The sequence below is a fragment of the Curvibacter sp. AEP1-3 genome (assembly GCF_002163715.1).
GTDB lineage: Bacteria > Pseudomonadota > Gammaproteobacteria > Burkholderiales > Burkholderiaceae_C > Allorhodoferax.
The window spans coordinates 2978799-2991761 of the sequence record NZ_CP015698.1; the positions used below are offsets into that span (position 1 = coordinate 2978799).

General features: G+C 59.6%; 12 protein-coding genes. 10 read left to right on the forward strand and 2 right to left on the reverse strand.

Features of this window, described 5'->3' with window-relative positions:
* The first annotated feature begins 17 nt into the window (after positions 1–17).
* On the forward strand, positions 18–836 hold the full coding sequence (locus AEP_RS13950) for a carbon-nitrogen hydrolase family protein (protein WP_087495944.1): 819 nt from the start codon (positions 18–20) through the stop codon (positions 834–836).
* A gap of 42 nt (positions 837–878) precedes the next feature.
* Here the strand turns inward: AEP_RS13950 and AEP_RS21235 are convergent, their stop codons facing one another.
* Positions 879–1010: a hypothetical protein gene (locus AEP_RS21235; RefSeq protein ID WP_257789654.1), complete on the reverse strand. Its 132-nt coding sequence runs from the start codon at positions 1008–1010 to the stop codon at positions 879–881.
* On the opposite strand from AEP_RS21235, the gene mltA reads away from it, so the two are divergent.
* Together mltA and AEP_RS13960 are read left to right on the forward strand one after the other, a co-directional pair.
* The gene (gene mltA, locus AEP_RS13955) at positions 958–2145 is read left to right on the forward strand and encodes a murein transglycosylase A (protein ID WP_232460018.1); all 1188 of its coding nucleotides are present in this window, start codon (positions 958–960) and stop codon (positions 2143–2145) included. The genes AEP_RS21235 and mltA overlap by 53 nt on opposite strands.
* Positions 2146–2207: 62 nt before the next feature.
* A complete protein-coding gene (locus tag AEP_RS13960; protein ID WP_087495946.1) occupies positions 2208–3158 on the forward strand; it encodes a chemotaxis protein in 951 nt (316 codons plus the stop codon).
* 16 nt (positions 3159–3174) lie between these two features.
* Here the strand turns inward: AEP_RS13960 and AEP_RS13965 are convergent, their stop codons facing one another.
* Positions 3175–4203 carry a LysR family transcriptional regulator gene (locus AEP_RS13965; RefSeq protein ID WP_087495947.1) on the reverse strand — a complete coding sequence of 343 codons (1029 nt, stop codon included), beginning with the start codon at positions 4201–4203 and terminating at the stop codon, positions 3175–3177.
* A 188-nt stretch (positions 4204–4391) separates the two neighbouring features.
* On the opposite strand from AEP_RS13965, the gene AEP_RS13970 reads away from it, so the two are divergent.
* From AEP_RS13970 to rhaM, 7 genes are all read left to right on the forward strand, one after another.
* Positions 4392–6497: a bifunctional rhamnulose-1-phosphate aldolase/short-chain dehydrogenase gene (locus AEP_RS13970; protein ID WP_087495948.1), complete on the forward strand. Its 2106-nt coding sequence runs from the start codon at positions 4392–4394 to the stop codon at positions 6495–6497.
* 26 nt (positions 6498–6523) lie between these two features.
* A complete protein-coding gene (gene rhaI / locus AEP_RS13975; protein WP_087495949.1) occupies positions 6524–7813 on the forward strand; it encodes an L-rhamnose catabolism isomerase in 1290 nt (429 codons plus the stop codon).
* 130 nt (positions 7814–7943) lie between these two features.
* Positions 7944–8936: a rhamnose ABC transporter substrate-binding protein gene (rhaS, locus tag AEP_RS13980; protein ID WP_087495950.1), complete on the forward strand. Its 993-nt coding sequence runs from the start codon at positions 7944–7946 to the stop codon at positions 8934–8936.
* A 194-nt stretch (positions 8937–9130) separates the two neighbouring features.
* Complete coding sequence (locus AEP_RS13985) at positions 9131–10669, forward strand: sugar ABC transporter ATP-binding protein (RefSeq protein WP_087495951.1); 1539 nt, start codon at positions 9131–9133, stop codon at positions 10667–10669.
* A complete protein-coding gene (locus AEP_RS13990) occupies positions 10666–11670 on the forward strand; it encodes an ABC transporter permease (protein WP_087495952.1) in 1005 nt (334 codons plus the stop codon). The genes AEP_RS13985 and AEP_RS13990 overlap by 4 nt, the downstream gene beginning before the upstream one ends.
* A complete protein-coding gene (locus AEP_RS13995; protein ID WP_087495953.1) occupies positions 11667–12629 on the forward strand; it encodes an ABC transporter permease in 963 nt (320 codons plus the stop codon). Before AEP_RS13990 ends, AEP_RS13995 begins: the two co-directional genes overlap by 4 nt.
* Positions 12626–12958: an L-rhamnose mutarotase gene (gene rhaM, locus AEP_RS14000; protein WP_087495954.1), complete on the forward strand. Its 333-nt coding sequence runs from the start codon at positions 12626–12628 to the stop codon at positions 12956–12958. Before AEP_RS13995 ends, rhaM begins: the two co-directional genes overlap by 4 nt.
* Positions 12959–12963: the final 5 nt, after the last annotated feature.

A 12963-nucleotide genomic window follows, 5' to 3' on the forward strand; every position in this document is an offset into this window, starting at 1 on the left:
GTTAATCGGAGAAATATATGAAAGTTGCTGCCATTCAGATGGTGTCCACCGGTGATCTGCAAGACAACCTCCATGTCGCGCGCTCCCTGCTTGGGCAGGCGGCAGAGGCGGGGGCGGAGTTGGCAGTGTTGCCCGAGTACTTCTGCCTGATCGGTCCGAAGGACTCCGACAAACTGGGCATTCAGGAGCCCTATGGCTCAGGCCCCATCCAAGAGTTTGTGGCAAACGCCGCGCGGGATCTTGGGCTGTGGATTGTGGCCGGCACCCTGCCCCTGACAGCGAGCCAGCCTGACCATGTGTTCAACAGTTCGCTCGCCTACAACCCGCAAGGCGAGTGCTTGGCCCGTTACGACAAGATTCACCTGTTCCGATACAGCAACGGCACCGAGAGTTACGACGAATCCCGCGTGCTCGAGCGCGGCAGCACCCCCACCGCGTTTACTTTGCCTTCCAAAGATGGACACACTTGGTCGGTGGGCATGAGCGTGTGCTACGACATGCGTTTTGCTGAGCTGTACCGCGAGTACGCCAAGCGGGGTGTGGACTTGTTGCTGGCGCCCAGCGCCTTTACCCACACGACGGGCGAAGCCCACTGGGAAGTGCTCTTGCGGGCCCGCGCGATTGAAAATTTGTCCTTTGTGGCGGCAGCAGCCCAAGGCGGCGTGCACCCCAGCGGGCGGCGTACCTGGGGCCAGAGTCTGCTAATCGACCCTTGGGGCAAAGTGCTGGCTCAGCAGGCGCAAGGCCCGGGGGTGGTGCTGGCGGATCTGGACTACCGCCAACTGCAACATTGCAGGGCACAGCTGCCCGCTCTGCAGCACCGGGTTCTGGCGTGAATGCTATGAATTTAGGAGCTGCTTGCGCTTGCTTGACGGGCGCTAGTGGCTGTTTTTGTCCTTATCTTCGTCTTGCGGCAGTTCGCCGTTCTCCCGGCCCGAAAACATGGTCCACCAAATGATGCCTACAAATATCAGGCCCGCGCCCAAGGCTTCCAGCAATAGCAAGGTCATGAGTCGTGTCCTGATGTGGGGGTGTTGGCTGGGGATTGTAGGGACGCTGGCCGCCTGCGGCAGTGTCCCCATGGCCACTAGGGCTCCTGTGGAGTCGCCCCGCTCGCCAGCGGTCAGTGCACCGGCTGTGGCGAATACCCCCGCAGTGGTGCAAGCGCGCAGCCGCTGGGTGCCGGTGCCCTGGGAGGCATTGCCCGGATGGGGCAGTGACAGCCTGTTTGAAGCCTGGAACGCCTGGTTGAAAAGCTGCGAGAAGCCGCAGCCTCCGTTGGCTGCCCTGTGCGGCGATGTGCGCCGCTTGAGCATCGGCAGCGCGCAGGAGCAAATGGAATGGATGCAGTCACGCCTGCAGCCGCACCGGGTGGAAACACCCCAAGGCGAGGCTACCGGTTTGCTGACCAGCTATTACGAACCCATCATTGAAGCCAGCCGCAATCCGGCGCCCGGATTCACCGTTCCCCTCTACCAATTGCCCGCGGGGTTGGCCACCCGCAAGCCGTGGTTTACACGTCAGGAAATGGATACCTTGCCCGAAGCACAGGCAGCCTTGCGCGGCAAAGCCATTGCTTACATGGCAGACCCGGTGGATGCGCTGGTGCTGCAGATTCAAGGGTCCGGCCGGGTGCGAATTACGCAGCCCGACGGGAGTCAACGCTGGGTCCGGCTGGCGTACGCCGGCACCAACGACCAGCCCTACCGGAGTGTGGGGCGCTGGTTGTTGGACCAGGGCCTGATCAAGGATGCCTCCTGGCCCGGCATCAAGGCCTGGTTGGCCCAGAACCCGCAGCGTCAGCAAGAATTGCTCTGGGCCAATCCGCGCGTGGTGTTTTTCAAGGAGGAAGTGCTGGGTGATCTGGATGCAGCCTTCGGCCCCCGCGGTGCACAAGGCGTGGCGCTGACGCCCGGCCGCTCAATTGCGGTGGATCCGGGCAGCATTCCTTACGGTGCACCTGTGTGGCTGGCGTCCAACGGGAATCAAACAAATTTGCAAAAACTGGTTTTGGCGCAAGATACCGGCAGTGCTATTACGGGGGCCGTGCGTGCGGATTACTTTGCGGGCTGGGGGCCTGAGGCTGCAGAGCTTGCAGGGCGCATGCGTCAACCCTTGCAAATGTGGATTTTGTGGCCCAAATAAGCCAGAAACCGTTAGTATGGATACATTGAATCTGTGAGATTCGGAAATCAAGGACGGGCCCCATGAGCAAAGAGATGCGTGACATTGATGAGCGTACCAATCTGGCCGCCAACAGCATGTTTGAGTTGCTGTTGTTCCGTTTGGGTGAGGCCCCCGGTACGCAGCGACGTGAGCTGTTCGGCATCAATGTGTTCAAGGTGCGCGAAATTCTGGTGATGCCCGAGATCACTGCCATGGTCAATTCGCCACCCTCCGTCATGGGCGTGGCCAATATCCGCGGCCAGATGATCACCGTGATCAACCTGCCTCAAGTGGTCGGTTGCAAGCCCACCAAGGGCTTGGGCATTCTGTTGGTGACCGAGTTTGCTCGGACGACGCAGGCTTTCGCGGTTGAAGAAGTCAACGAGATCGTCCGCTTGGAATGGAAGCAGGTACTTTCCGCCGAAAACACCGGTGGCGGACTGGTCACCAGCATCGCGCGATTGGACGGCAACGCAGAAAACACCCGCTTGGCCCAAGTGCTGGACGTGGAGCAGATCCTGCGCGATGTGATGCCGCAGGAAGTCAAGGAAGAGGCCCCGAGCACCGCGCCCAAGTTGCGTTTGGAGCCCGGCCAGATCATTCTGGCGGCCGACGATTCGGCGGTGGCCCGCATGATGATTGAAAAGGGTCTTAAGGGTATGGATGTGCCCTATGTCATGACCAAGACCGGCAAGGAAGCCTGGGAGAAGTTGCAATCCCTGAACGCGCAAGCGACCGGCGAAGGCAAGTCCATCAAAGACAAGGTGGCTTTGGTGCTGACGGACCTGGAAATGCCGGAGATGGATGGGTTCACTCTGACCCGCAATATCAAGCAGGACGGGCGCTTCAGCACCATCCCTGTGATCATTCACTCTTCATTGACGGGTGCGACCAACGAGGGCCACGTCAAGAGCGTGGGGGCGGATGCTTACATCGCCAAGTTCGTGGAAGAAGAACTTGCTGCCACCATCCGCGAGGTGCTGCACCGCTGAAGTCAGCAAAGCGTGCTTACATCCTGCACTGCACGAGTGCAGCGCCTTCTGTGAGCACAAACTCGCGGAAGGCCTGATTGACACCACTCAGGCTGGAGTCGCGCCGGTGCAGCAGGCACCAATCTAGCATTTTGGGCATGTCCTCCATTTGCAGGACGGCGAGTTTCCCTGCTTCAAACTCCACTTGAAAAGTGTGCGCCGACAGAAAGCTGATACCCATGCCGGCAATCACCGCCTGCTTGATGGTCTCGTTACCGGACAGCTCCATGGACAGGCGTACTTGCAGGGACTGAGCCTGAATCAGGTGTTCGAAAAAGTGACGCGTTGCAGAACCAGGCTCCCGGAAGATGAACGGCTCATTGCGCAAGGCATCCCAGTGCACACGCCGCTTTTTGGCTAAGGGATGATTTGCCGACGCGACGATGCAGTGCGGATTTTGTGCGAAGGTTTCGGCTTCCACGTCAGCCTCTGAGGGCGGGTAGCCCGCAATCGCAACATCGAGTTGATGGTCTTGCAGCATGGCGAGAATCGTCTCCCGGCGATCCACCGTGAGTTTGAATTTCACTCCGGGCCAGCGCTCTGCGAATGCCATCAAAAGCGCCGGGGCAAAGTAATGCGCGGAGGACACCACGCCCAGATGCAGCAAGCCGCCATGCCCACCCTCTGCAGGGTGGAATGCACCCATCGACTCTTCAGCCAACAAGACCTGATTCAGTATCCGCCGGCACTGGCGCAGCATTTCCTCGCCCGCTTGGCTTAGGCTCACTTTGCGGCCTGTTTTGACCAGCAGCTGCAGCCCCACTTCCGTTTCCAGTTGCTGGATTTGCATGGAAACGGCAGGTTGCGTGACATTCATGACTTCAGCGGCCCGTGAATAACTCAAGTGCGTTGCAACCGCTTCAAACAAACGGAGCTGACGCAATGTCAAATTCCGGAGCCGGTGTTGCGTGTATTCGGGCTGCGTCTCCTTGCCAGTGAGGCGCTGGTTACGGGATATCCCTAGGGAACGCTTCTTGGTAGCGGTGACTTTGACAGGCGCTTTCATCGGTACTTTCCCTAGGAAAAAATCAGTTTGGGTGCTTCTTGTCACTGAAGGCGTCTTGCCATGGCGACATACACGGGGCACATCCATAGACGCATAAGAATAACTGATCGAATTTATAAAAATGTCTGCGTTGTGCCTATGGCTCGCACTGTCTACAGTCACGCCAATTCTTCGTAACTGCACTGCCCATGACAACACGCATTTCTCCCGTTCCGTTTCCCGTGTGGAGTGAGGACCACGCTGCCAGGCTGGATCAGCCCAACCTTCTGCTGTACCGCTCCAACCTGCTGGGCTCCGACCTGCGCATCACCAACTACGGTGGTGGCAACACGTCGGCCAAGATCAGCCAGAAGGATCCGCTCACCGGTCAGGATGTGCAGGTGCTGTGGGTCAAGGGCTCGGGCGGTGATGTGGGTTCCATGAAGCTCGATGGCTTCTCCACCCTGTATATGGACAAGCTCAATGCCTTGCAAGGCATCTACCGCGGACCCGAGCATGAAGACGAGATGGTGGGCTACCTGCCGCATTGCACTTTCAATCTGAATCCGCGCGCTGCCAGCATCGACACTCCCTTGCATGCATACCTGCCATTTGCCCATGTGGATCACATGCATCCTGATTCGGTCATCGCCATTGCGGCCATGGCGAACAGCGAAGCAATTACCCAGCAAGCTTTCGGTGGAACCATTGGTTGGTTGCCCTGGCGCCGTCCCGGCTATGAGCTGGGCTTGCAGCTGCAACGCTATGTGGCGGCGCACCCCGGCCTGAAGGGTCTGGTACTTGGCGGTCACGGGCTATTCACTTGGGGCGATGACTCCCGCAGCTGCTACGAGAACACCGTGGCGGTGATTGCGCAGGCGCAGACTTGGTTGGCCGAACAAGCGCAGGCCCGCAATGCGGTGCCATTCGGTGGTTCCAAGGTCACCGGTTTGGATACAACGACGCAGGATGCAGTGCTGGCCAAACTGCTGCCGGTTCTGCGGGGTCAGGCTTCGCAAAGCGGGCACAAGCTTCTGCATGTAGACCGCCAGCCGGTCGTGATGGAATTTGTGAATAGCCAGCAGTTGGAAGCACTGGCTGCCTTGGGCACCTCCTGCCCCGACCACTTTTTGCGCACCAAAATCAAGCCTTTGATTCTTGAAGAATCGGTTTACACGCTCAATGGCGCGGAGTTGTCCGCAGCGATTGCCGGCAAACTCGCCGACTACCGCGCGGATTACACCGGCTACTACGAGCGCTGCAAGCGTGCCAACAGTCCGGCCCTGCGTGATCCCAATCCGGTCATCATTTTGCTGCCGCGCATCGGCATGGTGTCCATCGCCAAAGACAAGGCCACGGCCCGCATTGCCGGCGAGTTTTACGTGAACGCCATCAACGTGATGCGCGATGCCAATGCCATCGACACTTATGTGGGTCTCCCTGAACAGGAGGCATTTGACATCGAGTACTGGCTACTTGAAGAAGCGAAGCTGCAACGCATGCCCAAGGCCAAACCTTTGGTCGGCAAGGTGGCGCTGGTTACCGGCGGCGCCGGAGGTATTGGCCGCGCGATTGTGGAGCGACAGTTGCAAGAAGGCGTGTGCGCCGTATTGCTGGACATTGATGCTGTGGCGCTCGAGTCCACGGTGGCGGAACTCTCCAAGAAGTTCGGCAAGGATGTGGTGCGTGGGGTTGTCTGCGATGTCACCAGCGAAGAGTCGGTGATTGCAGCCTATGCACGCACCGCGATTGAATATGGCGGAGTCGACATACTGGTCTCCAACGCAGGGATCGCCTCGGCATCACCGTTGGAAGACACCACCCTGGCGCTCTGGAACCGCAACCAGAGCATCTTGGCGACTGGCTATTTCCTAGTGGGGCGCGAAGCCTTCCGTTTGATGAAGGCGCAAGCGGTGGGTGGCTCCATGGTTTTCATCGCCAGCAAAAACGGCATGGTGGCGAGTAACCAGGCGGTGGCCTACTGTGCAGCCAAGGCCGCTGAAATTCAGCTGTCGCGCAGCTTTGCCCTCGAAGGTGCGCCCTTGGGCATCCGCTGCAATGTGGTCAACCCTGACGCAGTGATCCGCGGCAGCAAAATTTGGACGGGTACCTGGAGCCAGGAACGCGCTGCGGCCAACAAGGTGAGCGAAGAAGAGCTCGAAGCCTTCTACCGCGACCGGTCCATGCTCAAACGCAGTGTCTTCCCCGAAGACATTGCCGAGGCCACCTACTTTCTGGCTAGCGAATTGGCAGCCAAATCTACCGGCAACATTCTCAATGTGGATGCAGGCAACCTGGCCTCCTTCCCACGCTGAATCTGCACGCAAACGAAAAGAACACCATGACACAACAGATCAATGCCCAGTTGCTGGCTGAGCACAACGCGCAGGCCGCGGCCCGCGTGAATCTCGACTTTGAGACCCTTGGTGAGCAACTGGCTCGCCGCAATGTGGACATCGAAGTTCTCAAGGATCAGGTGGCCAGGTTCGCCGTGGCCGTCCCCTCATGGGGTGTGGGCACAGGCGGTACCCGGTTTGCCCGCTTCCCCGGCTTGGGCGAGCCACGCCATGTATTCGACAAGATCCAGGACTGTGGAGTTATTCAGCAACTGGTACGGTGCACACCCACGGTCTCTCCTCATTTCCCATGGGACAAGGTGAGCGATTACCAAGAGCTGCGCCAGCATGCTGAGGCCCATGGGGTGGGCTTTGACGCCGTCAACTCCAACACCTTCTCGGATCAGAAAGACCAGCCGCTTTCCTACAAGTTCGGCAGCCTAACCCACGCCGATGCAGGTGTGCGCGCACAAGCCGTGGCACACAACCTAGAGTGCATCGACATCGGCAAGCAGTTGGGCAGCAAAGCCCTCACCGTGTGGATCGGTGACGGCTCCAACTTCCCCGGCCAGAGTCACTTCCGCCGCCAGTTTGAGCGATATCTGGATAGCAATCGCCAGATTTACGACGCACTGCCCAGCGACTGGCGCATGTTCCTTGAACACAAAATGTTCGAGCCTGCTTTCTATTCCACCGTGATTCAGGATTGGGGCTCCAGCCTCCTTGCTGCTCAAACTTTGGGCCCCAAGGCGCGTTGTCTGGTGGACCTGGGCCATCACGCTCCCAATACCAACATCGAGATGATCGTGGCCCGCTTGGTGCATGCCCAAAAGCTCGCCGGTTTCCACTTCAATGACAGCAAATACGGCGACGACGACCTGGACAGCGGCAGCATCAACCCCTTCCAGCTCTTCTTGGTGTTCAACGAATTGGTAGATGCCGCACAAATCGGAGCGGCAGAGTTTGACCCTGCCTACATGCTGGACCAATCCCACAACGTGACTGACCCGATCGAGAGCCTGATGACCAGTGCAGTCACCGTGCAGCGCTGCTATGCGCAGGCTCTGTTGGTCGACCGCACCGCGTTGACGGCCTACCAGGATGGCAACGATGTGCTGATGGCCGCCCAGACCCTGAAGCAGGCCTTCCACACCGACGTCACCCCTCTGCTGCAAAAGATCCGCATGGAAGCCGGCGGCGCCGCCGACCCGGTCATGGCCTACCGCGCCAGCGGATACCGCAAGCAGATGGCGACCATCCGACCCGCCAGCGGCCCGAGCAGCGGTATTGTTTGAGCGAGATTGCATGGGCAATGTCGCACTCCCCATCGAATCCGGTTCACACCCCCCAAGGGGGGTCTGTGCAGCCGGTATCGAGACCGGCCTTAGTGCCAAATTTTTCTACTAACAATTCCAGGAGACAAGCATGAAGAAACAACTCAAGACACTGCTGACCATCGCACTGAGTGCGGCCCTGGTCAGCCCGGCATTCGCAGCAGACAAGATCGCCCTCGTGGTGAAGAGTTTGGGCAACGGCTTCTTTGACGCCGCCAACCAAGGCGCTCAGGAAGCCGCCAAGGAACTCAAGAACGTCGAGATCATTTACACCGGTCCTGCCAAGGCTACTGCCGAAGGCCAGATCGAAATCGTGAATTCACTGATCGCCCAAAAAGTATCTGCCATCGTGATCTCTGCGAACGATCCCGACGCACTGGCCCCCGTGCTTAAGCGCGCCATGGACCGCGGTATCAAGGTTTTGTCCTTTGACTCCGGCGTCCGCAAGGATGGCCGCATGATGCACCTGAACCCCTCCAGCAACCCCTTGATCGGCGAGAAGCTGGTGAAGATGACCGCTGACGCGATAGGCTCGACTGGCGAGGTTGCGGTGCTCTCCGCCACTGCCCAAGCAACCAACCAGAACATCTGGATTGACGAAGCCAAGAAAGTGCTCGCGCAGCCTGCCTACAAGGGTCTGAAGCTGGTCAGCGTGGTCTATGGCGATGACCAGACCGACAAGAGCTATCGTGAAGCCCAAGGTCTGTTCAAAAGCTATCCCAACCTGAAGGCCATCATTGCCCCTACCACCGTAGGCGTAGCCGCTGCTGCGAAGGCTGTGCAGGACGAGAAGAAGGTCGGCTCCATTTACGTAACCGGCTTGGGCCTGCCTTCTGAAATGGCCGGTCACGTGAAGAGCGGTGCCGTGAAGTCCTTTGCCATCTGGAACCCGATTGATCTGGGCTACTCCTCCATCATGGCGGCCAGCCAGTTCATCTCCGGCAAAGTGACCGGTAAGGCCGGCGACAAGGTGTCCTTGGGCCGCGTAGGCACCGTGACCTTGGATGCGAATGGCGAAGCCGCAATGTCGGAGCCCTTCACGTACGATGCCTCCAACGTGGAGAAGTTCGCGAAGTTCTTTTAAACATCCCCAGGCTGCAGTGCTGCGCACTTTCGCCAGCCCCCTTGCAGGGGGCAACACCAGCAGCCCGGCGGAGCCGGTTCTGCGGTGTTTCTGGTGAAGGTGCGCTCCGGCTGACGGAGTCGTTGAACGAACAAGTTCGTGGGGCATCGCTCTCGGGTAGATGCCCTTTTTTTTGAAAAGTTGGATTTCGCACAATGTCTGATGTATTGCTGAGTCTGCAGGGCATCCACAAGCGCTATGGGGCGACCCATGCTTTGCGCGGCGTGGATCTGGAGTTGCAGGCCGGAGAGGTGCTGGCCCTTGTGGGCGAAAACGGCGCCGGCAAGTCCACGCTGGTCAAAATGTTGACGGGAGTGGTGCCGGTGGACGAAGGGGTGATCCGACTACGGGGCGTCCCGCAGACATTCGCCAACGCCCAGGCATCGCAGGCCGCGGGCATTCTGGCGGTGCACCAGGAAACGGTGATGTTCGAAGAACTCAGCGTGGCCGAAAACATTTACGTGGGGCGCCACCTGATGCGTGGCCCTTTTATCGACTGGTCGGCAATGAACATCCAGGCACAGTTGGTGTTGGACCAGATTGGAGCCCGTTTCAAGGCGACTACCCTGGTCAAGGACCTGAGCTTGGCCGAGCGGCATCTGGTCGAAATTGCGCGGGCCTTGTCCCAAAAGGCATCGGTGGTGATTCTGGACGAACCGACCGCCGCACTCTCGCAGGCGGAGATCCGGGACTTCTACGGCATCGTGTGCCAGCTGCGTGACCAAGGTGTGGGTGTGATTTTCATCACCCACAAGTTCGATGAGATTTTTGCGGTGGCGGACCGCTACGTGGTGCTGCGCGACGGCGCGGCCGTGGGTTCCGGCGCCATTGCGGCTGTGACGGAGCAAGAACTGGTCAAGCTCATGGCAGGGCGCGCCATCGACCAGATTTACCCGCAGATCGCGTCCACTCCCGGTGATGTGGTGATGACCGTCAAGAACCTGTCGCACCCCACGGAATTCAGCAACATTGCCTTTGAGTTGCGGCGTGGAGAAATTCTGGGGTTTTATGGTCTGGTGGGTTCCGGTCGCAGCGAGGCGATGCTGGCCATCATGGGCTTGAACCCCGCCGCCAGCGGTGAATTCACAGTGCAGGGCCAGAAGCTCGATGCGCGGCGCCCCGGTGACGCGATTTCAGCCGGCATCGCCTATGTCCCTGAAGAGCGCCAACGCCAGGGGGGCATTCTCGGGTTTTCGGTGGAGCACAACATCAGCCTTGCCGGCCTGAGCCGTTTCGCCCGTGGTATTTGGTTGTCGAAAATTCGCGAGTCGGCTTTGTGCCAGCGGATGATTGAGCGGCTGCGGATCAAGACCCATTCGCCGGACACTTTGTTGTCCGGCCTCTCCGGTGGAAACCAACAGAAGGTGGTGATCGCCAAGTGGCTGGGGCTGGACCCGCGCATCGTCATTCTGGATGAGCCCACCAAGGGCATCGACGTGGGGGCCAAGCAGGCCGTCTATCACCTCATTGCCGAAATGGTGGAGCAGGGGCTGGCCGTCATTCTGGTGTCCAGCGAGTTGCCGGAGGTCATGAACCTGGCTCACCGGACGATCGTGATGCGCCGCGGTGAACAGGTGGCAGAGTTTGACAAGGCACAGGTCCAGGCGGAGGCCATCGTGGCAGCGGCCTCGGGTCTGAATCAACAGGTAATGCAGCCGGTTGCGGCGCCTCAATGTGAAGAGGTGGTGGCATGAGTGCCCTGAAATCCATACGGCGTGAATGGCTGCTGCTGGCCATCATTGCTGCCATTGCGCTGGCTGTGGGTGTGCGTGCGCCGGTTTTCCTGACTTGGCGCAATGGCATGGACATTGCCAACGATTCCGCCATCCTTGCCATCCTGGTGATGGGGCAGATGCTGGTGTTGCTGACCCGTGGCATCGACCTCTCAGTCGCCTCCAATCTGGCGCTCACCGGTATGGTGTGTGCCCTGGTTGGCAAGGCGTGGCCGGGCGCTTCAGCACCGGTATTGATCGCTTTGGCACTGGCGATTGGCGCATTTCTGGGGTCCGTGAACGGTTGGTTGATTACCCGCTTCGGCTTGCCGCCCATTGTGGTGACCTTGGGGACTTTGTCTGCCTATCGAGGCGCCATCTTCGTGGCGAGCAAGGGCGCTTGGGTCTCTGATCAGGATATCCACCAAGTCATCAAAGGTCTGCCGCGTGAGGTCTGGCTCGGGCTGCCTGCACTCGTGTGGTTTGCCGTGGTGGTGGTGGTGCTGGCCACGGTGTTCTTGAAGCTGCGCCGCGAGGGGCGCGAGATCTATGCCTTGGGGGGCAATCCACTGGCTGCTGCCTATGTGGGAATTTCTCCGCGCAAGTGCCTGATGCGGGTCTATACCCTGTCGGGCATGTTGGCGGGCCTGGCCGGTTTGCTGTGGGTGGGGCGCTACTCCATCGCCTACACCGAATTGGCGGCCGGCTATGAGTTGACAGTGGTGGCGGCCTGCGTCATCGGTGGCGTCAGCATCGGTGGCGGAGTTGGCACGGTCGCCGGAGCTGCATTGGGAGTCCTGTTCATCGGCGTGGTCAACGGGGCTTTGCCGGTGATCCAGGTGTCACCGTTCTGGCAACAAGCGATTGCGGGTGCGGTCATCCTGATCTCGGTGACCGTCAATGCGCGTGCGGAGCGGCGTAGTGGCCGGCAGATTCTGGAGCGCAAAAGCAGCACAACACATCCTCAAGGAGCAGCGGCATGAAGGCCTGGAATACATGGGAGCGGGTGTTGCTCGCGTTGCTGGTGTTGTTGCTGGCGGTCTTCGGCTTTGCGCAGCCCGGCTTCATGACGCCGGATGCCTTGGCAGATAGCACGTTTAACTTCAGTGAGAAAGGCATTCTGGCGCTGGCCTTGGCCCTGCTCATCATCGCAGGGGAGATCGACTTGTCGATTGCAGCCATTCTGGCACTCTGTTCGCTTGCAATGGGCTACGCCATGAAAGCAGGTGCCGGGCCCGTGGGCATGACGTTGGCAGCGTTGATGACCGGCGCAGTCGCCGGCGCAGTGAATGGTGTGCTGGTCACCCGCTACAAGCTGCCTTCGATTGTGGTCACCATCGGCACGCTGTCGCTGTACCGGGGTCTGGCACTCGTGGCTTTGGGGGATCAGGCCATTTCCGGCTATCCCGAGGTGTTCTCCACCCTGGGCAATAGCTACGTGGGTGAAATCATCGGTGTACGCTGGCTCATCATCCCGATTGAATTCGCCATTCTTGTGGTCTTTGCGCTGGCTGTGGGCGTGACCCTGCATCGTACGGTCGCGGGACGCAGGCTCTACGCCATTGGCGCCAATCCTGTCGCCGCACGTTTCTCGGGTATCGAGGTGGACCGCTACCGCTTGGCCTTGTTTGTGTTTTCCGGTCTGATGGCAGCCCTGGCAGCCATCATGCTGACCGGTCGCATCGGCAGTACCCGCCCCAACATCGCCATGGGATGGGAGCTTGATGCCATCACCATGGTGATCCTAGGCGGGGTCGCCATTGAGGGCGGGCGCGGCAGCATCGTGGGCACCATGCTGGCTGTGTTGCTCTTGGGCTTGTTCACCTTTGCCATGGGCATGGCCAACGTCACGGGCATTGTGATGTCCATGGTGATCGGAGTCCTGTTGATCGTCTCCATGGTGCTGCCGCGCCTGCTGCAAGGCCGGAGGGTACCGGCATGAGTCTGGCACAACCCACCGAGAAGTACGCGTTCCGCATGTTCCTGAATCCGGGTTGTGTCGCGGAGTACAAAAAGCGCCATGACGAGATTTGGCCGGAGCTGGTTACGCTGCTTCAAGCCACCGGCATCTCGGACTACAGCATCTATCTGGACGAGCAGCACCTGGTGCTTTTTGCCGTACTGCGCCGCACCGCGGGGCACACCATGGCGGATTTGCCTCGTCACCCGGTGATGCAGCGCTGGTGGGCCCATATGGCAGACATCATGCGTGCCAACCCGGATGGTTCACCGGTTGCCGAGCCCTTGCCCTGCCTGTTTCATTTGGACTGAAAGGC